Source organism: Acinetobacter sp. CIP 51.11, from assembly GCF_000369665.1.
Lineage (GTDB): Bacteria > Pseudomonadota > Gammaproteobacteria > Pseudomonadales > Moraxellaceae > Acinetobacter > Acinetobacter lwoffii_S.
Map to the genome: position 1 here is coordinate 938,794 of NZ_KB850129.1, position 26,367 is coordinate 965,160.

18 protein-coding genes and 1 other RNA gene are annotated in these 26,367 nt (G+C 42.8%); 2 read left to right on the forward strand and 17 right to left on the reverse strand.

Features of this window, described 5'->3' with window-relative positions; all coding sequences use genetic code 11:
* Nucleotides 1-22: 22 nt before the first annotated feature.
* The 13 genes from pglZ to F894_RS14930 all read right to left on the reverse strand — a co-directional run bounded on the left by pglZ (nucleotide 23) and on the right by F894_RS14930 (nucleotide 17,813).
* On the reverse strand, nucleotides 23-2,647 hold the full coding sequence (gene pglZ / locus F894_RS08210) for a BREX-1 system phosphatase PglZ type A (RefSeq protein ID WP_005247071.1): 2,625 nt from the start codon (nucleotides 2,645-2,647) through the stop codon (nucleotides 23-25).
* A gap of 70 nt (nucleotides 2,648-2,717) precedes the next feature.
* Complete coding sequence (pglX, locus tag F894_RS08215; RefSeq protein ID WP_005247072.1) at nucleotides 2,718-6,188, reverse strand: BREX-1 system adenine-specific DNA-methyltransferase PglX; 3,471 nt, start codon at nucleotides 6,186-6,188, stop codon at nucleotides 2,718-2,720.
* A 46-nt stretch (nucleotides 6,189-6,234) separates the two neighbouring features.
* On the reverse strand, nucleotides 6,235-9,915 hold the full coding sequence (brxC, locus tag F894_RS08220) for a BREX system P-loop protein BrxC (protein ID WP_005247073.1): 3,681 nt from the start codon (nucleotides 9,913-9,915) through the stop codon (nucleotides 6,235-6,237).
* Nucleotides 9,916-9,956: 41 nt separating this feature from the next.
* Nucleotides 9,957-10,532: a DUF1788 domain-containing protein gene (locus F894_RS08225; RefSeq protein ID WP_005247074.1), complete on the reverse strand. Its 576-nt coding sequence runs from the start codon at nucleotides 10,530-10,532 to the stop codon at nucleotides 9,957-9,959.
* A gap of 16 nt (nucleotides 10,533-10,548) precedes the next feature.
* Nucleotides 10,549-11,160, reverse strand: coding sequence for a DUF1819 family protein (locus F894_RS08230; protein ID WP_005247075.1), 612 nt, complete (start codon nucleotides 11,158-11,160; stop codon nucleotides 10,549-10,551).
* A 10-nt stretch (nucleotides 11,161-11,170) separates the two neighbouring features.
* The gene (locus tag F894_RS08235; RefSeq protein WP_005247076.1) at nucleotides 11,171-12,037 is read right to left on the reverse strand and encodes a BrxR family helix-turn-helix transcriptional regulator; all 867 of its coding nucleotides are present in this window, start codon (nucleotides 12,035-12,037) and stop codon (nucleotides 11,171-11,173) included.
* 120 nt (nucleotides 12,038-12,157) lie between these two features.
* Nucleotides 12,158-13,177: an HNH endonuclease domain-containing protein gene (locus tag F894_RS08240; RefSeq protein WP_005247077.1), complete on the reverse strand. Its 1,020-nt coding sequence runs from the start codon at nucleotides 13,175-13,177 to the stop codon at nucleotides 12,158-12,160.
* On the reverse strand, nucleotides 13,170-13,754 hold the full coding sequence (locus F894_RS08245; RefSeq protein ID WP_005247078.1) for a class I SAM-dependent methyltransferase: 585 nt from the start codon (nucleotides 13,752-13,754) through the stop codon (nucleotides 13,170-13,172). The genes F894_RS08240 and F894_RS08245 overlap by 8 nt, the downstream gene beginning before the upstream one ends.
* 72 nt (nucleotides 13,755-13,826) lie before the next feature.
* Complete coding sequence (locus F894_RS08250; protein WP_005172256.1) at nucleotides 13,827-14,057, reverse strand: helix-turn-helix transcriptional regulator; 231 nt, start codon at nucleotides 14,055-14,057, stop codon at nucleotides 13,827-13,829.
* Nucleotides 14,058-14,152: 95 nt separating this feature from the next.
* Nucleotides 14,153-15,052: a recombination directionality factor gene (locus F894_RS08255; protein ID WP_005247080.1), complete on the reverse strand. Its 900-nt coding sequence runs from the start codon at nucleotides 15,050-15,052 to the stop codon at nucleotides 14,153-14,155.
* A 180-nt stretch (nucleotides 15,053-15,232) separates the two neighbouring features.
* On the reverse strand, nucleotides 15,233-16,297 hold the full coding sequence (locus tag F894_RS08260; RefSeq protein ID WP_005247081.1) for a YqaJ viral recombinase family nuclease: 1,065 nt from the start codon (nucleotides 16,295-16,297) through the stop codon (nucleotides 15,233-15,235).
* Nucleotides 16,298-16,446: 149 nt separating this feature from the next.
* A complete protein-coding gene (locus tag F894_RS08265; RefSeq protein WP_005247082.1) occupies nucleotides 16,447-17,481 on the reverse strand; it encodes a DUF932 domain-containing protein in 1,035 nt (344 codons plus the stop codon).
* A 44-nt stretch (nucleotides 17,482-17,525) separates the two neighbouring features.
* Entirely contained in the window at nucleotides 17,526-17,813 is a 288-nt protein-coding gene (locus tag F894_RS14930; RefSeq protein ID WP_005247083.1) for a hypothetical protein, read from the reverse strand.
* Between the two features lie 206 nt (nucleotides 17,814-18,019).
* On the opposite strand from F894_RS14930, the gene F894_RS08275 reads away from it, so the two are divergent.
* Nucleotides 18,020-18,481: a hypothetical protein gene (locus F894_RS08275; protein ID WP_034438249.1), complete on the forward strand. Its 462-nt coding sequence runs from the start codon at nucleotides 18,020-18,022 to the stop codon at nucleotides 18,479-18,481.
* Between the two features lie 98 nt (nucleotides 18,482-18,579).
* Here F894_RS08275 and F894_RS08280 read toward each other — a convergent pair whose 3' ends face one another.
* From F894_RS08280 to ssrA, 4 genes are all read right to left on the reverse strand, one after another.
* Complete coding sequence (locus F894_RS08280; protein ID WP_005247086.1) at nucleotides 18,580-19,527, reverse strand: YagK/YfjJ domain-containing protein; 948 nt, start codon at nucleotides 19,525-19,527, stop codon at nucleotides 18,580-18,582.
* Nucleotides 19,528-19,908: 381 nt separating this feature from the next.
* Nucleotides 19,909-22,365 (reverse strand): hypothetical protein, encoded by a 2,457-nt coding sequence (locus F894_RS08285; protein WP_005247087.1) that lies wholly within the window; start codon nucleotides 22,363-22,365, stop codon nucleotides 19,909-19,911.
* Nucleotides 22,366-23,036: 671 nt separating this feature from the next.
* Nucleotides 23,037-24,176 carry a tyrosine-type recombinase/integrase gene (locus tag F894_RS08290; RefSeq protein WP_005247088.1) on the reverse strand — a complete coding sequence of 380 codons (1,140 nt, stop codon included), beginning with the start codon at nucleotides 24,174-24,176 and terminating at the stop codon, nucleotides 23,037-23,039.
* Between the two features lie 182 nt (nucleotides 24,177-24,358).
* Nucleotides 24,359-24,717, reverse strand: a transfer-messenger RNA (tmRNA) gene (ssrA, locus tag F894_RS14935).
* Between the two features lie 130 nt (nucleotides 24,718-24,847).
* Between ssrA and glpK the strand changes: the two genes are divergently transcribed.
* Nucleotides 24,848-26,332 (forward strand): glycerol kinase GlpK, encoded by a 1,485-nt coding sequence (glpK, locus tag F894_RS08295; protein WP_005247089.1) that lies wholly within the window; start codon nucleotides 24,848-24,850, stop codon nucleotides 26,330-26,332.
* The last annotated feature ends 35 nt before the right edge of the window (nucleotides 26,333-26,367 follow it).

Below are 26,367 nucleotides of genomic sequence, written 5' to 3' on the forward strand. Positions count from 1 at the left end.
ACGCTCTATCGTTAATTCGTTATCAGAAGAAGTCATCGGTAAATGCCAAATCAATGGTGACCTTATAGCGTTGCATCTCGATATTCAGGTCTTTGTCCTTCAGTACCAAGAAGTAATCTTTCTTACGGTCAAAATCAGTACCAGACAATGACAGTCTGACCTGTTTTACCCGTTCCGCAACAGAGTCGGTACTGCTATCAAAGGTCAAGGTTTCTTCACTAGATACTTTGAGATCCCCATCATAAATGGCGATGGATAAAGTCACTGGGATGACCAGCTCACTGACAGCTTCAGTTTGCATCAAATCAAATTTCTGGATGTTATTGACCATCTTCAGCGTGGATTTGGTAGAAATGACCTCAACTTTACGCTTGGTCCGCTGTCCAGCCTTTTCACCACGCAGCTGTTTTACCGTCAGTACAGGCACTACGATTTCCTGAGGCATGATGCCGCCATGCACGAAACGTGAGCCTCCTACAAAATGGAAACGGTTCGCCCCTTTTGGAATCCAGAAATCAGTCGCAGATAATGTGCCTGCCGTAGCTTGGGTTGAGCCTTTCCAGGCTTCCTTACTCTCTGGTAAATCATGCCCAATCACATAGCGTTTTTTGCTCTTCAATGTATTGGTAGGTTTTTCAGTCAAGGTTGAACGATCCGCAGATTCCAGTTTACTTTGCTGGAACAGGAAGCCATGGTCGGCGGTAATCAATAAGGTAGAAATATTGAAGTGCATCAAGATTTTGCGGCTGAGTTCGGTCAGCTCTTCAATGGCATGTTCCACCGCCATAAAGGTTTCTGATTCTGTAGAGGCGCTGTCACCGCGTGCATCAATCACGTTGTGATAAACGTAAATCAGCTCATGGTCTTTCAGTGCTTCACGGCCTTCATCACGCGACCAGCCTTTTACCATTTCAGCGGTTACTGCCAATCCATTATAGGCAGCCAGAATTTTGGATCGTGCTGCAGTCCCTTTGCTGGACTGCCCATCGACAAATACATCATCACCTGCAGCCTCTTTGTACTCCAAAGTCTGGTGCGGCAATAACGAGGCCATGCCGAGTGTGGTGTAACTTGGCACAACGCCCAGCTGTGAAGACAAGGTCGCTTCAGAATAACGCTTTTCATTGATACGATCACGCAGCTCTACTGCAGCTTCATAGCGGAAAGCATCACTGATGATCACTACAATACGGCGTTTAGTTGCAGAACCCAGTAAGGGTCTGACATGGATATCATAGAAGTTCTGCTGATTTGGGATATCTGCCATTTTCCAGACATTCAAGCGTTGCTCAGCTTCAATCCGCTCTCCCCAGTTTCGTGCCAAGTGGTCAATAAACCAGTAGGAATAGCAATTTTCGACTTCTTCATCGAGTTTTTTCAGGATATCGACATGAGCGCGTTGAGAAGCAGCACTGTAGTGGCGATAGGCCATATCAAAGCGATACAACTCCTGCTCGTAGGCTTTATACAAGGCTTCGCTAGAGTCGAAATAGAAACCGGCATCAAACAGCAGTCGCAGGCTGAACAGCTCAATCGCTGCCTGCAACGCTGTATAGACGGTACGGTATTTACGGCGGGTTGCATCGTCCTTATGTTTGGAAGCCCAATAGCCATCCAGACGGGTAGAAATAATCGTTCTGAAATGTTCCAGTTCAGCTTTGGCTGCTGCGGGGATATGACTGGCCAAATCAACAATGATCTTTTGTTCAATCACTTCAAAGGTCATGACATCGAGCAGCTGCTCCAGATCAAAAGCCCCGACCTTTTCTTGGATCCGCAGTGCATTTGCCACGGTCTGGGAGAGTGTATCGAAGGTTGGGTAGTATTTAGAACTGTCTCTCCAGCGCGACAAAAAGGCTCTAGCCGTCGCACGGGAGCTGACGGATGACATCACCAGTTCCTGAGCCCATACGGGGATATCGCCCAAGCTTTCACAGAAACCTGTAGTCATCAAACGGATAAAGAACGTACCGAGCTTGAATGGTGCTTCCCCATTCAATTCTTCAACCGATGCTGGATAACCAATTTCCGCCTGTAATGCTGTGACTAAAGCTGGCACTAGTTGGAACTTTTCCAGTTCAGCAAAGGAGTCGGGATTCACTTCCAGAGCCAGATTCTGCTGCACCATTTCATCTGCTAGCGCCAGGACAATATGCATCAGCTCGGCACTGTCGGCCTTGACCACAGCTGCAATCATGGCCATGTCCAGATCCTGTGCATCTGCATCAGGCTGGATATAACGTTTTAATGCGCTCAGACGAGCTTTGGCTTTAAGGAATTCTTCACGTTTAGCCAGATGCTCTCTTAAACTTTGCTGCTGTAAACCCAGCTCATTGAAAATAATCGAGAAACGATCGGCATAGAAGCTGCGTGAATACAGCTTGATGTCCAGTAACCAATCTTTTTCGGTTTCAGGCTCAGCACTTGGGAAATACAGCAAGTATTTACCTTGCTGATCCTCAAGTTCCAGTTTAAGCTTGATCGCCAAACTCGACTCTTCTGCCATATTCAGAATCTGGACATCATTTAGCTCTAGGGCTTTGATTTCTTCAGTAAATGACTGTTCCGCATCGTACCAAAACACAATACGGTGATTTTCAGTGAAGAATGCCTGTTCTAGACCTTGCTGCAGTTGACTTAAATTCATTGCAGCACCTGTATAGTCATCGTCTGAGAGATCGGATAGAGATCAAGCCCAATATTTTGATCATGCATGATTAGTCCCCACTTCCCCCAGTAATCGCCTTCACTTCAGCCAACAAGTCCCCAAACTTGCCGTAGTTCACTTTCACCCCATCATCGAGATCCAGCGAAATACGCTGATCAGCGTAGTGACGCAGTTTTTCCTCAAAGCTACTGAGTTCAGCTTGTTGTTTATGAAGATCTAGTAGTTTTTTCTCGATACGTTTAATTTCAGCTGCTGAATCACTGTTTTCTATTTCACTTTGCAAAGAATTAACCATCGCTGCCATTTTAGAAATCAGTGGCATCACGTACTCGGTACGCATACGTGCCAAAGTGCTTTCGTTATAGCGGTGCAAGTATACCAACGCCTGGAAAGCGCCTTGTTTACCACTGCTGAATAACCAGTAGATCGGACGCTTTTTATAGGTCTGTATATGGTCTTTGTAGAACTTACTACCAAGATAACGGCGAATGGTGTCTTCAGCTGTTTCATTGGTTTTTTTATCCAAGCTCTCTGCCAACCACTGCATATTGGCATCCAACGTGTCTTTACTCCAAACCGCAGTTAAGAACTCTTGAATACGGTGGAATGTATCACCTTCTGGACGATGCATTTCAGTTAATGGAATAATACCATCAGCATCGGCTGGGAATTTTTGATAACGACTGGCATCGAAGTCTTGATTGCCTGCATGAGCATAGATCAGACCGGGTTCATCCAGACTGTAACGCCCCATCATGCAACCAATAGCATAAGACACTAAACGCTGGCTGTCTTTTTCACGGTTGGCACGGGTAAGCGTGATTTGCTCATCAGGCACATCTGGGGTCAGTTCATCCTGTAAACCATAAGCGTCGATAAACAGCTTGTTGTTTTCTTCTTCCAGACGTTTCATTTCAGCAACGGCGGCAGTATTTTCCTGTTGCCATGTATGAAATGCTTGTTCTAGAGTTGGCTGTTGAGTACGAATAACTGGATTTTGAGTAAAATCCCATGAGGTTTCGTAGGAATCCCAATCAGATTTAGCAATCTCAATACAATTGTTGGATATATTTTGAAGCCTGTCATCATTCCAATCTATCTCTAAAATAGGTATTGTGGAAATGTGACCACTTTGGAAGTCTAAGGTTGGTGCTAGAAACTTTAAAATCTCAAGAGTTACTTTACTATTCAAAAAACATAAAACACCAAATAATGAGATTTCTTTAGGGAATAAACATGGACCGGTAGATTCAAAAATCTGTCCCTCTTGGAAAAAACGGAATGCTGTGGTTGAGCTTGATACCCTAGTCCATGTCAATCCAGATTTAAAGTAATTGTGAGCATTCCTTAAATTTGAATTTAATGATTTTTTGAGTTCATATCCTTCATTTTCCCAATTAATAACGAACTCATTATTTCCATACCATTTTCTAAAAGGTCCTCCTTTCTGACAAGGAATCCATTTGTCTTTTGTGAGATTAATTTCAAACCATAATCTTAAAAATTTATTATTATCCCCAGTATCCAGGCCTTTTCCTATATCCGAAAAATCAGACAAGCACTTAGAGTTATCAAAAATTTTTCTTACCTTATTACTCACCCAATAAGCAATAAGACTACCGGGAATTTTCTTAAACTCATCCTGAATAGTTGAATCAAAGCGATTTAATCCAGCTTTTAGTTCATTTTCTTTTTGAGCTTGTTCTGTATCCACCAACCGGAAAAACACTGGCTTAAATCCATTTAGGTGTTTACCTTGCATAATAAAAGCAGTCGTTTGTACAACTTCACCTGAAATTTCAGGGAATGCTCTTGGACCTAAATGTGCCATAGTTTGAATCGTACGATCTTGTAATAGCTTTTCACGCATTGCTTCATAAGACGATAAAAACATCCAACTTTGCATGGTCACCATGCTGTTAAATCCACTATCCTTACACCATGCAAAACCACGCTCAATAAACATGGCGAATAAATCGGACTTACTATCTGGGAACTTTTTCTTAGCAAAATCTTTTAAAATTGCATTCATTTTTCCTCCACCCATATAAGGTGGATTCGCAATCACTGCATCATATTGTTTAGCAAGTAATTTAGCTTGCTGTACCAGTGGCAATAACTCTTGGGCGGATTGCTGACTAAAAATATCCCCTGATGCTAAGGCTACATTTAGCTTATCTTCTAATTCAGGTAACTTTTTAGCGAATGTTGCTGGTACTTGAATCAACGAACCAAACGTTGAAGCATGTTCAAATAGATCCAGTAATTCTTTTAAATCAGCCTGCGCAATATCAGTATTTGCCAAGTCCTGGCTAAATGCTTCCAAACGTTCCGGCTGACTGTCCTGTAATGCAATAATATTCAGCTTTGGTGGATTGCTAAATAAGCGGCGGTCATCCTCACGCGCTTTCATCAATAACGCAAAACTAGCCAACTGCGCTGCACGGGTATCAATATCAATCCCGTACAGGTTATTTTCCAAAATTAAACGGGGGATATCACGGCTACGGTAACCACGTTCTAAATAAATCGCTTTGAGGCAATCATAAGCTTCCACCAGAATATGCCCCGAACCACAGGCCGGATCCAGTACAGTAATACTTTCAGGGTTTAAAGTATCGCCATCTTCACTGATGCGCACATCAATCAGCTGTTTTAACTGTGCATTCACTTCATCCGTCTGTTCCGCTGGCTGAATATAGTATTCCCACTCACTTGCTAGGGTGCTTTCCGGCTGTGCCATCATCCATAAACGCCCGACACTGTTCTGTACCAAATATTTTACAATCCAGTTCGGGGTAAATAATTGCGTTGCTGCAGGAATGTCCTCACTTTTGACGACTTTACCAATCACCTGATCTTTCTTTTCAGAAATATAAAACTGATACAGCCAGCCAATAATCTGTACATCCGACCAGTCTTCTTCTGGAATGCTGCTGACCAGATCACGAATCAAAGAATCGGTTTTGGTCAAATTGTCAGGTAATAACAGTTCTGACTCATCAGAAACCTGTTCGAACAGGAGTGGCATGACCTGATTCAACGCATGGCATTGAGCCAGTAACAGCTCACGATAGAGTTCTTCGTCTTTATTGCCATCCAGCTTGAGTTCAGCCACACGGTTGGCATCTAAACCGGGTAAATCAATATCCAGACATTCTTCCAAAATCTGCGGCAAGCCTGCACTGCCATCGGCACTGCTCAGTACACGGCGGCCATGATCCAGTAAGCCTTTGCATTCCATGTAACGAATCGCACAGAGACGGTTAAACCAACTGTAAGCGATATAATCAATCGTCTGTTCAAAACTGCTGGTTTGAATGCGTTTGATCAGCTTCTCACGAGGTTTCATGACGGATAGCGGAAAAACCTGATCGCCAATCAGCAGCAAGTCCCCTTTCTGTTCTGCCGGTAAAATGCAGTCTGCGGTGATGCCGTATTTGGCGGCCTGCTTGCGCATCGCTGCGATAAAATCATTACGTGCTTGCGGTGCGTATTTTTTAATATTACTGGTATTCATCTTTAAACCTTTAATTAATGACTGATGCCGATATCCCTAACCCGAGTTAGCGGATACGCACACGCTTTTTATCACTCACAATTTTTTTCAATTCAGCTTTGAGTGCGTCTACAAACTGATCTACTGACTCTTCTGTTTCCAGATAGACACTGCTGGAGGTTTTGCTGTAAATGCTGGCGACATCGACTTCGACAACAGGTTTCGGTGGCACTACGGCTGTCACAGGCTGCACCGGGCTCGCAGCAGGTGTTGATGTAGCTGGGCTGGAGGTGGTTGCAGTGTTGGTTACACTCTCTGCTTTGCTCTGAGCCAGTTGTGCCGCTTTGGCCTGACGCTGGATTTCCGCCTGAACTTCGCTTTCCAACTCATACAAGGCTTCATCAAAACGCTCCACGGCGGTTTGGGTTTGGAGCATATAGATGGTGGACAGGCTAGTTTCCACTTCAATATCCGTTTTCAGCAGTTGTAGTGGGCGTAATAGCTTGTTACTCAGCTCAGCGGTGGCAATACCACTGTTTTTAATCTCGGCTTCCAACTGCTTGATCTTGTCATCAATGTGTTCTATCGCCCGATTGCGCTTCTGAGTCAGCAATTGCTCATTGACGCTTTCCACTGTGCGAACCAAATCAGCGACTTTATTTAACAGGCCATAGGGCGATTCAAGGGTGGCAATACGGTGTAATTCGGAGAGGGCTTTTTTTGCCACCTCACCACTGCCCAGCGCCTGTTTGTTTTTCTCAAAATGACGTAAGGCCTGTTGCAGTTGCTGCCAGCTTGGCATCTGGTTAGTGAAGAACTCGTGAATGTCACGATAATCTTCTTCCAGATCCAGATAGTCGTCCTTGTTATCAATCACGGCTTTAAAGAAATCGAAGCTGTCGCTATTGGCCAGCAGACGTTCCAAAGTCAGAATCGACTTTTCAATCACTTTCTTGCCCGGGAACTGTCCGACATCAGTTTTACTCTTATACGACTTAAAGTTGGCTAACCAAGTCTTAAAATGCTGCAAATAGAATTCAAACAGCTCTTTTTCTGTCGCTGGTCCCATGGCAGAGAATAGGTCTTGGGTGAGTTGGCGTGCCTGTTTCAACACCTGATCATCAGTCTGGCGCTTTTTAATGATCGATACATCACGGCGACGGCGGCTGTTTTGTAAAGGCTCAAAGGCATCTTTTAACTGTAAGCTGCCACCATTTAACTGCAGTGAAATCCGCCCCATTGCCGCCAACTGCCCCACCAACAGTAAAATCTCGGCATCTGGCCAGCCATAAGGACGTTTGGCAAAACGATCGACCACATCTGAGACTAGAATACGCTCTGTACCAGTGGCGCGTAGTGCAATGTACTGCTCCACTTCCTGTAGGGCTTTGGGATTGCTCTGCCCGCCATCCAGAGACAATCCGAGCTGCGCCATATCATCCACAGTCAAGACGGCGTTCAGTTCACGCCAGGCATCCTGCTGATAGACTTGCAGATAGCTCAGTTTGGTATAGGTATTTTCCAGCAAATAACGACAAGCCTCATCCAGCTTGGTGGTTGGACTTGAAGATGAAAGTTGTAGGTGTTGACCCAAGGCATAACTTTCCGCGTCCAGCAGCATTTCTTCGACCCGGGCACGCAGGCGTTTTTTACGCTCCTGGTTCTCACGGCCGCGGTCTGCCAGAATACGGCTGATATCGGACTGAGTGCCATCATCATTTAAGCGAATGAATTTATTGGTTTTCAGCCAGGTGCGCAGTTCATTAAAGAACTGTTTATCGTCTGCCAGTTTAAACAGGACTTGTCCTTCGGCCTGAGTACTTTTACCAATACAGTAAGCTTCAGTGTAGAGGTTATATTCTGTATCCAGTGGAGAAATGATTTCAACTTTCAAATCGCTCTCATACTTCCCATCCAGGCTATGGCTATCCAAGAAACGACCAATCTGATAGTCCATCTTATTGGCTTGATGGCGGTATTTGTTCTGATCGCGCAGTAAATCTTTAAAGATCAGATTGGCTAACTCTTTGTTTTCTTCTGAAGCTGCTAAGTCAGTGGCTTTAATTTTGCGGGTAATGTCCCGCTCTTCATTGGTCAGGAACAGGAACTCATCGCCATTCCTCGTAATCAGGCTCTCTTTTTCCAGACGCTGCAGACTTTCTTCAATACGCTTGCGTAATGCCAGCTTATCTTCATCAATTTTCTCAATCGACAAAGTCACCAGGTTATCCAATGTGCCTTTGATGATATCGACATAGCGGATCATGAACAGGGTACGCAGCATCTGCACATCAAAACCATCCAGGGTCTTATTCTGCCCCGCCTGATCAATGGTTCGTTTGACTGCGGTATCCAGGAATCCTTCCACTGAGGCATAGAAACGGTGGAAAGGTACCAATGTACCGACTTCATCTGTAGCAATCGCATTGGCCGCCATCTGGAATGCATCTAGCATGGATCGTTCACCATAAGCCAAATGCGCACCCGTCGCCCCAACTTTACGGATTTCTTCAAAGACTTTTTGCACCAGCTGAAAATGGTACGGAGCAAACGGATAATTATGAATAAAGCTGTCTGGACCCTCATAATTCTTGAGAGTCGGGCCTGAACGGTCAAAAGTAATCTGGTTTTTGAGGATATCGCCCTTTTGCTCAAAGACGCTTCTTAACAACGCTTCAGCTTCTGGAGTCTTGCGTAATAAACGTTTTTGAATCACCTCATCGGTATTCGAACTCGAAAGGGATAAACGGGTTTTAAAACGTCCGGCAATCTTGGAGAAGTCATTGGCTTTGGAAGAAGACATCTCACCTAAAACAGCATCGATGTCTGCCTGTGAGGTCACGATAATCCAAGCGCGGCCTTTACAGATCGTACCCAGGTTTTCAGTAATGGTTTGCAGTGTCAGCATCAAGCGGGTATCGCTGCCAATAAACTGCCCCACTTCATCCACCAGGAACAATATCCGTTGCTGTGGTCCTTTGCTGTCCAGGTACTCTTTCACCCACTGACAGAAGTTTTCCACAGAGACACTAAAAGTCTGCTCTGAATCTTCAAACCATTTATGCGCAGCTTCTGCTGAAAGGTTCAGTGCCTGAGAAATTGCGGTTTCAACATCATCCTGATAGAACTGATAGCCATCGCGTTCTTCCAACCAGGACTGACCACTGGAAGCTTCAAAAGCCTGTTTAAAAGTCTCATAAACGCCCTTCTGGCTTAGGTGACGCTCCATATGTGCAATATGCGGATGGTCGGCACTAAAGCCCTGATACTCGTTAAAAACCCGTAAAAAGACATTCAGAATCGGATTGCCGTCATCATTTGAACTGGCTTTACTGTCGATGTTAAACAGGATGACATCGGCATGATGGCTGACGGCCTTGCCAATATCCGCACGGATAAACGCATCACGAATTTTGCTTTCATCAAAGAATTCGGCCGCACTGCGCTCATTGCCTTCGGCATCACGAGCCACTTTATTGGCCAGAATGTAGGACAAGGTTTTAAGAAAGTGCGATTTACCCGAACCAAAGAAACCTGAAATCCATACGCCAACACGGTTAGCAATCGAAGGATCGCTCAGGTCTGTACCATAAGACTGGAAAAAGTCCCGAAAATGCTTTTCCAGTTCATTGGTGACCACATACTCATCGAGTTCCTGATAAACCGTGGTATTGTCATTCTGGTCTGCTTTTACGACCCCGTTAATCGCACGATCTAATGGCTTGTAAAAAAGTTCTTTGATGTTCATCTCAATCAATTCCCCCGAATTCTTATTTCTATTTGCCGTGTTTAAGGCACTAATCTGAATGCTCTGTAGTAATTATTGCTTGGAATTTTTCCAAATAAACTCATCGCTTGACCATCGTAATAACCTGGGTAAAACAGCACCACTGGCTTATGCCCCAGTAACGAATGCAAACTGTTCAATAAGTGATGGGCACGTAACAGAGGCCAAACCGACCCTACCCCAGTCATCAACACAATATCTTGCGCATTGGTGGCATATTTACTCACCAGATACGGCGCGAACTTATCCATATGCAGTGGGCCTTTCAGTGCTTTGAGCAGCGCCTCATCGCCTTTGGCTTTTTGCATTTGAATAGCTTTATCGATGAAGTTACGCTCAGTCAGATAATCCACCACGGCTTGCAGCAGGTTGATATTCACCACCTTCAGCTGACTGTGTTTTTTCTCCAGCATCCCATCTAGAAAATGCAGATATTCGCGCACTTTCAACTCATCTTCAGGTGCATAATCAAAAATCCAGAAGCCAATTTCATTGCCCAGTCCTTGCCCGGTGAGAAACTCAGTGGAAAGAATTCGCTCTGGAATCTGGTTCAGACGCTCATGTATTGTTTGACTCATTGCTACCCCTCTACAACTAGCGCGTCCATACCGACACTTCCATAGATCTTTTAATGCGTTGTTTATAATGTTCTTCCAACAGGCTACGCAGCTCTGCTCTGACGATCACGCGCTGCAACTCCACCTTACGGGTATTTTTTAAGTAACCGGCTTCTGCCAGCATGCGAAACACCACCTGCCCCATTTTTTTCTTGCTGGACTCTTTCCATTCGCAGATATCCGAATCGCGTTGTGAACGCTCATCCAGAAAGTCTGACCAGATATAGCTATCCAGGTATTGAGCCTGGGAGATATAGGCCTCTCTCATCACCGTTTCCATAAACTCAAGCAGCAACAGGTTGCGTTCCAATGCGCCACAAAAAGCCACCTGGGTCGCCAGCTCATCATCCCCATCTCGCAAAGCTTTCCAGAAATCAGGCTCTAAGCGCTCCAGACGCTTACGAATAGCGGTGGCATTGCGTTGAGCTGAAGCAGGCGTTCTTTTTTGCAGAATATTGTCAATCTGAATTGCCTGATGCCATATTTCTGGAGTCGCTTCTCGTAATAACAGATCCGCGATCAGCCGGCTTTCACGCACCATCAGGGAACCACCAATCAGGTCACTGTCATAATGAAATTGTTCTAACATAGCCAATCTCCTATGAGGCCTGATCAAACAGGTAAGACGACAGCTTTTCGATATCTGAGCGTTGTAGTACCAAGGGATATTTCAAGGCATCTTCCGCCTCAGCCAGCGTGATCGCGGCCTGATAGCGCTGCAAAGTATAGTGAGCCAGGGCTTTTTTCACCAGAATCTGTAATCTGCCATCAGGCATGCCGAAGTCTTTTTCGACCAATGCTTTTTGAGCTTCATTCAATTTTGGATTAGGGATCAGCGTCAGTACAATTTCTTCATGCCATTGCTGATCCTGAGCAGGGTCTACTGACTCAATCGCCACCACCACAGGTGTGCGATCAATTCTGGAGAGTAAAAAGTCCTTAAACTGCTTGCTCTGATGGCAATAGGCACGGACATGCCAGCGAAAACCGGTATACACCAGGGTATGTGGGGAAATCATGCGTTCATGCCACTGCGGATTCTGCATGGAAGCATAAATAATTTTGAGACAGCTTTGTGTTCGACAGGCACGCAACACTTCCCTGATGACTTCAGGACGCACACTGCGATCGGGTAACTGGACCGCTGAGAGATTCGGTTCTGGCATCGCAATCAGGGCATGCGATTCACTGACCAAGCCCGAGAGCATATTGAGATATTCATTGATATGCGCTGTAGTCAGTACAGGCTGGAAGCTGGCTTTAGGCACATAACCCTTGACTGAGGGGTCATGAATCAAGGCATCGGGGTTATACAGCGTATTATAGCGCTTGATATCCGCAGAAGCCTGCTGTCGACTAAGTCCAAACCAGCTCATCAAACGATTGGTAACCAAACGACCTTCCCAGTATGCAAGGAGTTCAATGGCTCTCATTCTGAGAAGGACTTCATGCTTATCTGTCGTCATATACCAATCAGTCAATAAATAGTAGTTTTAAGATTACCCCATAGCAAATATACAGTAAACATTTTTTACGGTATTTTTAAAGCAATTGGATTTTTAGTCTAATCTCAGGGAAGCCATGATTTATTTGCTATTTGCACCCATCCACATTAAATAATCATTTTCTTTCCCTTGAGCATATGCCCACTCAGCCACCTTACGTGAGCGTTCTTTATCGGTCAGAAATCCCAACACAGATATCCGATCCACAATAATCAAATCCTGTTCTTCATTACGCTCTAGCCACTTATGCAAAAACTCATCAGATGCGAGTAGATTACTTTTCTTAGAATTACAGCTTGAATCTGCCAATACGAAGTTATGCCCTGTATCTGATGGATACATAGACCATGGAATGAAATGATCAACGGCGTAATTGCCATTACATATCGGTTTATTGCAGTAGAAGCATTTACAGTCCTGTAGGTCGACCAATACATTTGCTACCGCATTCAACTGATTTCTACTCGGCTCAAACATAAATTGTTCAAGATTAGGTAATTGATTCAAGATGGACGCATTGCTGCTATTCTTGCGGATATAATCGATCCACCGTTTCTGACACAGCTCTTCAATAATTTCACTGAATTGCCTTAAGCAAAACATAACTTGCGGTAAAAGAATAAGTTGCTTTCCACACCGATCAAGCTGATATAAAAACTCAAAATTTTGGCCATTGATGTTTTGCAGATAACGTACTGGCATTTCTTTAACCGTACGTGCAACATCTTTAACTAACTTCGACCAAACAGCTGAATCTCGTCTTAATAATCCAAGAGATGAATAAATCTGCCTTAGCTCAATGATTCGATTTACAATCGCTGCTTGCTTACCGTTGTTCTGATTTAAAATAAGCTGCCCTTCGTCATTGAAAGTATATGGCACAGCCTGTTTCCAATACAGTTCGATAAACTTCTCAGCAATGTCACTGTACTCAAGCACCAATTGCTCGCCACTATCCTCACCCTTTTCAATCGCCAATCGACTCAGGCTAATTAGCAAAGCAAATTTATAGGTACTACTAAAACTACCTGACTGTAGAACGAGCTGAATATTTTTTAGAAATTTAAGTTGCTCTTGGGCTGTAGGAACCACGCTAAACATATTTTTTCCAAAGCAAATTGAGCCATTGCTCTGTGCGTTCAGCTCGCTTATCTACTGTGATCCATTGCCGTATCTGTTGAACATTTTCAAGCTGCCCAAGTAAAATCTCCGCTTGAGCTTCATTTAAGTCAGTAAATTGACGCCCCTCTTTTTCTCGATCACTGTTGCCATACTTAAATGACATATAAAGCACACCGTTTGGCTTTAGCGCACTCAGCAGTTTTCCTATCACTTCTTTTAAACGAGTACGCTCACAATGCAATAACGATGCACACGCCCAAATTCCATAATAAGCTTCCTCAGCATCAATCTCATAAAAGCTCTGTAACTTAACAGGAATACCTGTAAGCCGAGTTGCTTTTTTAACGAGTTCTTCTGAATAGTCTATTGCATCGACCTGATAAGCTTTATTTTTAAAAGCCAGGGTATCTCGTCCCGAGCCACAACCAACGTCAAGAATCCTAGTACCTCTAGGCAACTCAGCTAAAAATGGCTGGTATAAGCTTTCCATATCAACTTCAAACGTTGAAGCTGTAAATTCTTCTGCATGCTTATTGTAGTAGTCTATTGTTTTCATTACGGACACTTAGGCTAAAAGACACTTTCAGTCTACAAGAAAACAAAAAAATAAGGGAGCTAAGAGCATCCCTTATTCTCGACTCGCCAACTTACTTTCAATCCATTGATGAATCTCATAAGCTGACCAGCCGATACGATTTTGAGTGATTTTAACTTTCTTTGGGAATGAAGGATCGTAATAAGGTGAGTTTTCATCCATCATCTCATAGATGGTAGAACGCCCCACACCGACAAATTCTACGACCTGCTTAATACTGATGAGTTGATTCATTTGAAATGTTTGACCGATAAACGCATTCATGAGGCTAGCTCCTAATCATTGATGCGAGCGGCTATTCGCTCAAATAATAGAGCTGGTCTGTAAAATTTAACGTTAGATATCTTCTCTCCTCTAGCTTAATTCACAGCTCTTACACTCTGCTGCAGCCCCTGCTGAATATCTTGTACAAATCCGTCAGGTGAAATCTGTTGCTCCACCGCCCGATTCTGTTCTTGTTCAGGGTAGTACTCCTCCAGCACCTCCGACCCTTCCTCCATATCTGTTTCAAACCTTGCATTGGCAAAACCTCGTCTGGCGATATGATCTACAGCCTCTTGATAGAATCCGGCCTGCTTGCTCTGTTCATCAATTTGCTTGGCTTGAGTAATCGCATCATTCAGGCTAATGCCCTCCCGTAAAGTCAGATCCACGTAGTACACCGGTTGCCGATAGCTTTGTGTGGTGCTTTTCCCTCTTAAAGTGAGTTGCAAAGGCAAGCAAGATAATAAGCCTCCTGAAGCTGCATGGTAATAACTGAGCCGTGCAGCCAAAGTCCGAATACTGTTAAAGCCGGTGGTTCTAAAGATGAAGGTGCCAAATTCATCAGAATCATCTAAATTCACATGCAAACGCCCATACGGCTTACAGTTACCTCCTTGAGCCAACGGACATAAATCTGGAGATGGACATGGATACTGCTCCACCCCTTGATTGGTTAACCGCTGGCAGGTTTCACCATTGCCGACACACACTGGCCGCCCAGTCTGTCGGTCAAATAGGCTGTATTCTGCACGTAGATTTAAGTCAGGATCATTGAAGATCATTCTGACAGGGATTGAACGTAGCTTTTGATTAGGCGTATTGGCCCGAAGCTGTTCATCTAGTGGATGTTTCACCCATCCCTCTTTGTTTTGAATCTGGGAAGTAATGGTGAACTGATCATCCTTTTCAGGTAGGCGTTTGCCATTCTTTTCTACGACACGGCCAATACTGATACGCCCCAACGTAGGCGGTGTAATTGCTAGACCTTTAATCATTTTATTTTCCTCAATTTGATTTTGTACAGATCATCCAGCTTTATGTAGATCACCTGATTCAATAAATAAATATGTATATAGCTAGCTACAAAAGCCGCGACCGTATTGCCCTCTATTCCTAGCAAATGGAGGGCGGGGAGCGGTTTTTGTGTATCGCTATTTAAATGGGCTGAAACAGACTTAGTCGGTATAGATGTTGAATCGACGACCACCCTGTTTTTGAAGTGGATAAAGCTCGATAAGTTCAGGCTGATGCTGAAGCAATGCTTTGGTATTTAGGCTGATGGAGTCCTTGGCTTTCTTCCAGACCACCGAGCCATGAGCAAAAGTGGCACGTTCTGCATCTTTCATCAGCATTTGGATGTGATGTTTCAGCTGGTCAAAGCGTTCCTGCTTGTGCTGAATCTCTTCCTTCATTTTGATGAGCTGATCGAACATCAAGTTGGCATTTTCATTTTGCGAGAGATCTTCAACGCTTAGTGGGATATGCGCTGGATAGAGTTGCTGAATCGCTTTGGCTGCGGATTCACTGGCATCTACAGATGGCGGAGTATCGTTTTCCACACACTCCCAGAAGTAACGCTCTGCTTTAACGATGTGTTCAATCACCGCTTCTGAACGAGTGACTTTAAAGATTCTGGTTTCATGCCCACAGATGAGGACGCAGATATGCGCTGCCTGTTTACCTGTAACCGCCAGTTGATGCTGCACCTGACAGAGTACATATAGAGGTACGCCATCCCGCCACAGCTTGGCTCCATGCTCTCCTGCAGTTTTACATTCCAAAATCTGGACTTCATCACTCCCCACCACTGAGTAATCCAGATTTGCCAGCATAAAAGACTTATCCGGATCGGGATGCTGAAGAACGGCATTGACCCGACGGACTTTATTGTTGGTGTGCAAGCTGTAGTACTCAGCCACCAGCGGCTCTAACTGTTTGCCCCAATACAAAGGTGCAACGCCTGAGCTGTCATCATCTATATTTTGCTGAGTTCGACCGGTCTTGATCATCCACAGCTCCAGCATAGACATATAGGGATTTAGGCCACAGGCAGTTGCAGCATCACTGCTGCCAATCCCTTGCTTACGCACTTCTAGCCATTCCTGGTAATCCATATTTTTGGTATTGGCTAAACGCTTGGCAGTCACTGTTCTTTTAGCGGCTGTATTTGATTCATTGCTCTCATTCGGAATTGGGAAATGAGGACGTTGAAGGGGATTTATTGGTGCAATCTGATTCATGCTCTGATCCTTATAAATAGTGAGGTCTGTAAAATTTTCGGCATAAAAAAAGCCACATCTGGAGATGTGGCAAAAGGGGGTTTTCACTGGAGAAGGATCATCTACATGACCCTTGACCATTATTGTAATAGCACTGGCTTAAATGAAACTTAAACCACTAAGCGAAGGGCCTGTTCTAGCCCACGCTGCTTTAACGCAGCACCTGCACCAAACCAAGCAGAGTCCAGACGATGATCAGTGCTCATGGCACGACGTTCATGATCTGCAAACTCTGTAATACTGCACAGTAGACCATAAGCAGTATCTTTGGCTGAGCTTAGTTCTGCACCACGGCCTTGTCCATTGAACATGTCCATGACTTTAGCCATGGCACGTCCATTCGGTTCAGGCTTTTCTTTGGCTGGAGTTGGATTAGCGATATTGCGATAGAACTGAATAATGTTCTCCTCCTGATCAACAGCACTCATGCTGGTATTGTTAAACACGGCATCAAAATAGGCAGCTGCTTCTCCTTGAGTGACCTTACGCTGGGTCAGCTGTTTCATTTCATACATATGCTCATCCCAGGCACGGACTGAAATGCCCAATTGCTGTTTGACTTTGTCAGCATCAAACTTGGTACTGTGTGGCACTTTCACCACACCTGCACTGCTGCTTTGTCCGCGTAGGGCTATTGCCAAAGTGTTGTTACACACCACCCGGATATTAGTAAACTGTGCTGTAGTCGCCAACGTACCATCACAGGCAGTCGCCAGCAGAATGTAGCCGTTACTGACGTCTTTACCCTTGAGCGCTGTAGATTGTCCTGTACGTGCCAATGCCCAGAACTTCTTACCACCTTTCAGAACACCTGCGGTTTCCAATTCAAAACCAGATTGCTCAGTCAGATCCCGGTAGAACTCCAGAATCTCCATCGGCTGTACTTCCTGATAACGCTGACTCACTACAGACAAGGGGGCATGAGTATCGGAACGATACAGAACTCGCTGTTCTTCATAGGGCATGATGATGCTCTGCCCGCGTTCATTCTTTGCCATGTAGCTGACATCGGAAGATTCAATCCTCCAATCCATCCCTGCTTGCTGTGCCCAGACTTCAATCGGCTGATTCTGAGTGAGTTGATTCCCTAGACCATGCCAAGGGGTTTCTCCGACATACGCCATTTGTTCGACTTGATGCGTCATAATTTTATTCCTTTTTAAAATAATGTTAAAAATTGGATCTGTTCTTAATTCAGATATTGAATGGGGAACTTTTGGTAGCAGTTATGACAGAAGCACAAACTTTGCTTTGGAGGTGTGTTTTGCTCTGTAAATGAATTAAACAAACCACCGAGTACAGTTCCTGCAATTCCTCCAACGATGGGAGGCAAGTTCAAAGACTTCGCAACGGTTGTGCCTAAAGCACCTAATGCTGCGGGTGATGCAAGATTTGATAATGTTGAATTTGCTTGTTGTATGTTTGCTTCAACAATCATGATGTCAGTTGAATGACAAAAGGGGCAATTCAAGCTCATGACTCGACTCCTAAATTTAGGGCATAAAAAAGCCTGCACGATGGCAGGCTTGATATTCATTTTTCATGTGTACTCAAAAGAGCTTCATGATTCTCATTAGGATGTTATGTGCTTGAAATAATTTAGAATGTGATTCAATTTAATAGTTGATTTATTATATAAAATCAGTAGGATAAATTCAAACATTTCTTATGAACTTTAAAATTATGGCTCAGATTCAAATAGCAGATTTTTGTGGTAAATACGGTTTCACAGCACATCAAATTAGACATGCAATTCGTTCAGGAAAATTAGTAAGAATTTCTGATGGAATCATTGATGAAGAAAAAGCACTACAGATTTTAGATGGCATAAAACCTAAAAATTCAGGTCTGATTACACTTCAAAATGAGATTGCTGAACTAAAAGTAGAATTACAGAACACGCTTGACCTTAAAAATTATTATGAGGCAGAACTTAATAAACTAGGGGTGTTTCCACCACAAATTGCTAAAATCCCTCTTTCCTCTAAATCCTCAATACAAAATCACAGTGATCATCCTTATTTGTCACCACAATGGTTTAAAGATCAAATTCACCCAATACCTGAATCTGAAAGAATGTTCAAAGCCCGTAAAGTACAGATTCCTCCAGAGGCTTTTTCTTCTAGCCTGCCAGACAAAAAATAATAGATCTAGATCTGTATTCACTCAATCAGAATACCTAACAGGACGATGCCAACAAAGAGAGCATTTTATTAATTTAGTGCTCTCTTTTGTAATAGATATTAATCCAATCCTCTACGATTTTTAGAGTCGATCACACCTTTACCAAAGCTATGCATATAGGCTGAATCTTTCACTCGGGGATGCTGCTGTTCTTTTTCATCACTCACCAGATAAGGAACAACGTAATTCAGAAAATTGTGAACTTGCTGATCATCAGTACGATGGATCATACCGATTCCTAAAGTCCCCTTCGCTTCAAATTTCGCCATATAGTTGGAACGGTTACAGTTACAAATATAACCATATCCATGAGTAATCTGTTCCCAGCACTCACCTACCCACTCTCCTAGCTCATAGCCATCTCGATGTTTATTTGCATCGTACATAAGCAAAAGGTGGCAATGATAACCCTTACTAACCCCGTGCTCTAATGCCCATGCATAACCATGCAAACTACTAAAGCAAGTATCTTGATCGGCTATACGCCGTAGCAATGTTTCTAGAGCTTCATTGAATACTTGGATATTGTATAAGGCTTGATATTTTTGCAGGATAGATAAATCTACTCGAACGACCAACGTTCTCGCATAATGGTGAATCAATGTCGATGCATAATCCAAAAGACTCTGTTGATTCTTTAACTCACGCTGTTGGAAATCCTTTAATTGCTTTTGGACATATCCTGACAATGACTGGATATAATTCAAGATATGCCAAACAGTCATCTCATCAAAATAGACAATAGAATCATAATTTGCCTGTGGCATCAGACTTAAGGTGTAATCAACGATGTTTACCACATCAATGAATATCTGTACGGTATAGCAGTAGTAGAAATTGACGTTATAAATTGGCCTAAATGACTGAACTAATTTTTGCAAGTCTACCATTAGGTTTTGATGATATAGATCATAACTACCCAAGCAAACCTCTTGAATGAAATAGTCTACTCCTGCCAGCACTTCTGCTTCATGGTAAAGTTGATCATATTGAATATTCTGGTACATTTGGTTTCTCTTGAAATATAAGGTTCATATCTAAGAGAAAGATGTAAAATTTTACTGATCATGATTCTCCAGCAGGATCATCACAAGATCCTGCTCAGCTGAATATGCTTATAGACTTTGGGACATACTATAGGGTTAGCTCTGAATATTTTAACACTGTGTTTATTGATACATGGTCTATAGCCCATTTGAGTATGGGCTATACTGTGCTAAGTGAATCACATACTCACTTAACTAGATAAGATATTGTTTATGTTTAATATATTATTTATATTTAATAATATATATTACCTGATAAGCAAGTCACTCTGAACTAACCATTGCACCGCAGTTTCATACAGCGAGAACAACAGAAATATGGGGATGTTGCTAAAGCTAAACTTACGCCTTAGCTTTGGTTTTAACTTTAGATTTAACTGTCGTTTTAGTTACACTGCCCTTCACTAAAACTTTAGGGACTCGTACAGTAGCTTGTCGCTCATACAGCTCAATAAAACTATAATAATTTACCAATACTTCAAAGACCTGCTTTCGCCTTGACTGATCACCGAGTTCAAGTAAAAACGATTGCTGATTCATCTCAGGAACAGATGGCATCAATGGAACAATGTTGAATGACGTTTTGTACCCATCCTGCTGAACAGAATCCATTTGGCTTTTCCACAATTCCCAAAATAAATTATCCATATCTCTTAGTTCCTCATACTTTCTCGCATCAAAAACTAAAATGAGATCAAGATAAGTATACTGCCCACCATATTCACGCCATGCTCCAAAATATCCTGTCATACTGGATATAGGTTTCCTTCTGCGGTTGCGTAAAAACATGTCAGTGATGTTTTTTGAGAAAATCTGCTGATTGACTTCCGCACCATTTGACCCCAGTCCAAAATGAACTCGATAGAGAGTACATTCTCTTTTCAGTAAACTTTTAACGTACGTCTGCAAGCTTTTCAGTCTGAGTTCACACTTCTTATAACAGGCTTCAATATGATCATTTGTAGCAATGTCCTCATCACCCACATCAACAGCTTGGACATAGTCCACATATTCGACAGCTTCAACGACCGTTCCATTGCTATTTGTTGTTGGCACTTCCAAGTTCACTGTTACTGAATGCCGCACCTGTTTCCAGATTTTCACATTCAGCTTCGACTGTCTGATATTCGAGTGGTAATCCCGTCGAAGTTGTTTAACCAGCGCATTAAATCGTTCAGCACCTTGCTTACTGGTTTTTGCAGCCAATTGTTGCTCTACCTGCCAAAGATTCGCATTCTTTAAAAAGAACTGCACGTTGATATTCAACCGAGATAAGTAAGGGCTCGCACTTAACAAGTGTAAGTCAGATAAGTGACTGCATATCCATAACAACTGATGACCAATACGCGTTATCGAATGCTCGATTTCTTCAGCAGACAACTCAACATTTCCTAGTCGTATTGGCAGATTAAATGCACCGACTGTAGTATCCATCACAGTCGCCATAAATATTTCTATATTCTGAATTAGCCCCATAAAATTTGGAAAATCAACCAGCTGAATTGCCAACTCACGATTAAAAATTTGCGAAATCTTAAGTCTATTTTTTGCGATGGCTGGTAGGTGACGAACACTCCATATTTTATCATCTTCAAAGCGAGCCATGTCCTGAAATGATTTTCGACCCATCATCGTTAGATCGACAGGAAAATTACGTTCATCTAAAAGTTCAGAGGAATACCAAACTTGATTGATATTGTAATTTTGATTGTTGAGGAAATATTGGAATTTAATGACTTCATCTACATGCTGAAAAAAATTCAAAATCCAGTATTTAAAATCCCTTATTTTTCGTTTATCAGTTAACTTGATTTCCCCATCAATTTCTTCTTTTTTCAATTCCTGAGCCAACTGTTTGCCCCAGTGATGAATATAAAAAGGTCGATCAATCAAGATCTTCTTAAACTCGGATTCGAATTTATGAATGATCCTTTCAGCCAACTGCTGTTTTTTATTACTCAATATGAGTACAACGTTGAGGTTCAATCCTAAAACCAAGTCATGTTCAATCTTGGTCATCATAAACAAGAGACCCGCAGTATCTATCATCATCTGCTGTAACTGCGGAATACGCATCAATCGATCTTGAATAAACGCATGATAGTCAACCATTCCGTTTGACTTGAATGGAAGCTGAATATTTAAGGACAGGCAATACAGTGCTTGATATCGTTCCAGTAAAGTATCAAAAAGTTGCTCCGTTGTGACTTGCGGTGTTAGGGCAGGAATAACATAATTCGGAAGATAGCTGGTTGTACTTAAATATTGTTTCAACCACAGCAAAACGTCTAAATACTTATGAGGCTGAAGATATGTACAGCTACTGACTTCTGTTGAAGGTGGCAAAGTCACATTTGTATTTAAAGGTGAATACAGGTACGGCTGATGATCATTTAAATATGATGGCGATTGATTCAGAGCATTCAGCCTAAACCAAACTAAATACAGTTCATTGCCAATTTTAAGATAGGGCATCGTCAGTGCATTCAGATCACAACTTAAACCTTCTATCTCTTGTCTGGCACACACCCAATTTGTTGCCGTACTGTTCATTAAATTATTCTTAAACTGATCAAAAGTCAAAAAAGAATTTTGTTCAACCACACACCATAAATACTGCAACTTTTCCAACTCATCCAGCAGATGTTTAGCCTGTTCGACACCAATCACACCTTCCTCATAAGAAGCAATCATTGTTGTTTTTTTAAATTTCAATATATGAAATATATCTGCAACATCAATTTGTAATTTATTCCAACTAAAAGTGTCTAATATGCTTATATATCGCTGTTGTTTCATAATTTTGAAATGTATTATTACGCGTATTAATTAAATTATATCTCATTATCAAGAGATAAAAATACAATTAAAAAATATTATTTGTATCCTATAGATTTAATAATTCTTTTTATTTTTATAGAAATACAACTTTTAGATGTATTAATTTTCATTCATTATCGACAAAAAAAAGCAGAAGCTTATGCTCCTGCCTTTAAAATATTGTCCTGCCTCAAGCCCCACCTTTAATCCTGAATTTTCACCACAATAAAATTCACTACCAAATCCAGCAAGTCATGGATTAAAGATACGACTTCGAAGCCATTTCACCCGATGTATAAACTCCTTCCTAAAAAAACAGCCCCAGAAAATATCCTTTCGTAATATTTCTAATAAGATTTCGGGTTGATTTCTGAGCTCATGAATGATCGTTTAATCCATATAGTCAATATTTTTATATGATATTTCGCAACCAAATGCCCTTAATACAACTGAGGGTTTTGCGATTCAAGAATATAATTCAGCTTTGTAAGCTCATATTGTGTAGAAGATATCCCTTCTATTCTTGTGAGTAATCAAGATCCTAATGGTGTACCAAAAAGCATCTTGAATTTTCATAAAAATCTAAGAGCCGTGAATAAACCTCAAGTCCATCCTGTTTGATCTGACGAGAAAAAAGAGGATAACTAGTACTAATCATTCAGCCATGAATTTACTATATTTCCATACCACTCCATCAACCTTACTCGTTCATCCCAGTACTGTGCTCTGTTATAGGCCGAGCGAATTCTGTTCTGGGGCACATGAGCAAGCTGACGTTCAATTGCATCAGGGTTGAATAAATTCGACTCATTTACCACCGTACTGAATAGTGATCTAAACCCATGTGTAGTCATCCGACCTGCATAGCCTGAGCGTTTAATTACTGCCAAAATAGACTCACTACGCATTGATTCTTTATTGTTTAAACGATGTGGAAATAGCAGTTCCTGATTATGAGTAAGTCTCAATGCCTGGAGTTCAGCTATCATCATATCCGTCAACGGTACACGATGCGGAAGACGGTTCTTCATACGTTCTTCAGGAATATCCCACTTACGCCCCTCTAAATCAAATTCGTTCCAACGTGCTTGCAGTAACTCACTGACCCGAACACCAGTAAGCATGATTAGAATAATGGCATGATGCGTTTGAGCATCACTTGGGTATGCTCTTACCTTTCTTAAAAATTCAGGCATTTCAGAGGCAGTAAGCGAAGCCAAGTTTTTGACTCTTTTGTTCTTGAGGGCATAAACTAAATCACCTGCCGGATTGTCATAGCGGTATCCATGGGCAATAGCGTATTTCATGACCATGCCGCAACGAGATAGGGTACGTTTTGCAATTTCAAGCGAGCCTCTTGCCTCAATCCTCTTAATGATTTGTAGAATCTCAGGAGCCTGAATTTGGTTAATACGCTTATTAGCTAGAGCAATATAAAGCTCATCCAATGAAGCTCGAACATTACTGACGTGTTTGGATGACCAGGTTTCTTTTTGGTTATTGAACCAATCTTCTGCAACTTCTTTGAAATAGGGCTTTAAGTCTTCATGCAATACTGAACGTGAGTATCTATGCTTAAGCTCATATGCAAGCTCCCTTGCCTTTTTTAAGCTTAAATCTGGATATGGGCCAAGCGACTCAGACTTACGTTCACCATGGACAGTGACGCGCACATTCCAATATTTTTGACCTTTGGTGGTAATGATAAGGGATAAGCCATGTGAATCTGAAAGACGATACTGTTTATCTTTCGGCTGTGCTTTTCTGCATTCAGTATCTGTAAGTGGCATGTCGATTACCCATAATTGATGTATTAATTTCTGGGTAAATTTTCCCAATATTTACCCACAAAGAGCAAATATGGGGTCAAATGGGATCAGACAATATCGGACAAACAGGCATAAAAAAAAGCCCTTAAACAATGAGTTTAAAGGCTTTTTTAGATTCCGATGGATTACTTCGGAAAGAATTTTGGTGGAGGTGGCGGGAGTTGAACCCGCGTCCGCCAGCACTACGCTCGAGAATACTACATGCTTAGATATCGTCTATTGTTTTAACTCTTTGTGACCCGACGAACAGGGTACAAATCGCGATCCTCTTAATTTAGTACAAAGCCCCGAGGCTTGGCTTTATACGGACTTGTGTGCGTGCGCTTCAGTCGGACTCTCTAACCACAAGTATTCGGAGAGGCGGACAAGCTGCCCTTAGGCAGCTAGAGCGTATGATTCGTCGTTTGCGACTAAAAAATGCAAATTTGATTTACGAGAGAAAATGCGCTCTCGGCATGCATCTATGAGTTTCATCACCAGCGTCGAAGCCAGAAACACCCCCAAAGTACAAGGCAATCATAGCATAAATGTCAAAAATTACGATGTATTTTCTGAACATTTACACAACTTGATGCGCTTAATTACATTATTGCGCTAATATTTTACTTTTCAAGCCAAATAACAGAAAAATTATGAGCTATTTACTGGCACTAGATCAGGGAACTACGTCAAGTCGGGCCATTATTTTTAATGAACATGGACAAGTTCAGGCAACGGCTCAACGTGAAACGCATATCCACACCCCACATTCGGGCTGGGTGGAACAGGATGCTCAAGAAATCTGGAGCTCACAGATTGCCGTGGTACAACAAGCTTTGGCGACTGCAGGTATTCTGGCAAAAGATATTAAAGCCCTTGGCCTGACTAACCAGCGCGAAACGACCGTAGTCTGGGATCGTAGAAACGGCAAACCGCTCGCTCCGGCAATCGTCTGGCAGGACCGTCGTACATCTGACTGGTGTAACCGGCTGATTGAACAAGGCCTGATGTCCAAAATTCAGCAAAAAACCGGCCTACGGATTGATCCTTATTTTAGTGCGGGAAAACTGGTCTGGTTTTTAGAGCATGTCGAGGGGGTACGGGCACTTGCTGAACAGGGCCATGTGGCATTTGGCACTATCGATAGCTGGCTGATCTGGAATCTGACCCAAGGTGCAGAGCACGTCATTGAAGCCAGTAACGCTTCTCGTACCATGTTAATGAATCTGCAGCAACAATCGTGGGATGAAGAGCTACTCGAGCTGTTTAATATCCCGGTTTCAGTCTTACCGAAAATTATCTCTTCTGACTGTTATGTCGCTGACACGGCTTCTGGCTTACTGGGGGCCAATATTCCCATTACCGGAATTTTGGGGGATCAGCAGTCTGCACTCTTTGGCCAGTCCTGTTTTGAGGTGGGCAGTGCTAAAAACACCTATGGTACTGGCTGCTTTATGCTGTTCAATACCGGACATAACATTCAGCTTAGCCAGAACAAGCTGCTTTCTACTCTCGCCTGGCAAGCCCAGGGCCAAACTACCTATGCGCTCGAAGGCAGCGTATTTATGGCTGGTGCTGTAGTGCAATGGTTACGCGATGGCCTCGGAATTATTCAAAAAAGCAGTGATGTGGAAAAACTGGCGCATCAGGTCGAGCATAGTGACGGCGTGGTTCTGGTTCCCGCATTTACCGGACTGGGCGCGCCGCATTGGGATAGTGAAGCACGTGCCTTACTCTGTGGCATGTCACGCGGTACGACCAAAGCGCATATCGCTCGTGCCGCATTAGAATCAATCGCCTTTCAGGTATCGGATGTGCTCAGTGCGATGCAATCTGATATTGCACATCCCCTTAAAGAACTGCGGGTTGATGGTGGTGCCAGCAGCAATGACATGCTGATGCAATTTCAGGCCGATATTCTGAATGTACCGGTACTGCGTCCGAAAATGCTGGAAGCTACTGCTTGGGGCGCGGCCGCTATGGCCGGATTAAAAGCTGGCGTATTTTCAAACCTGGATGAAATTTCCCAGTCCTGGCAGCTGGACCGTGCTTTTGAACCCAAAATGCAAAATGACGAAAAAGAAATGCATTTAGCCAAATGGCAAAATGCCTTGAAACGGGCTAAATCTGATCTCTAAATCCTCTAGGTTCATATTTGATCATTATAAAAAAA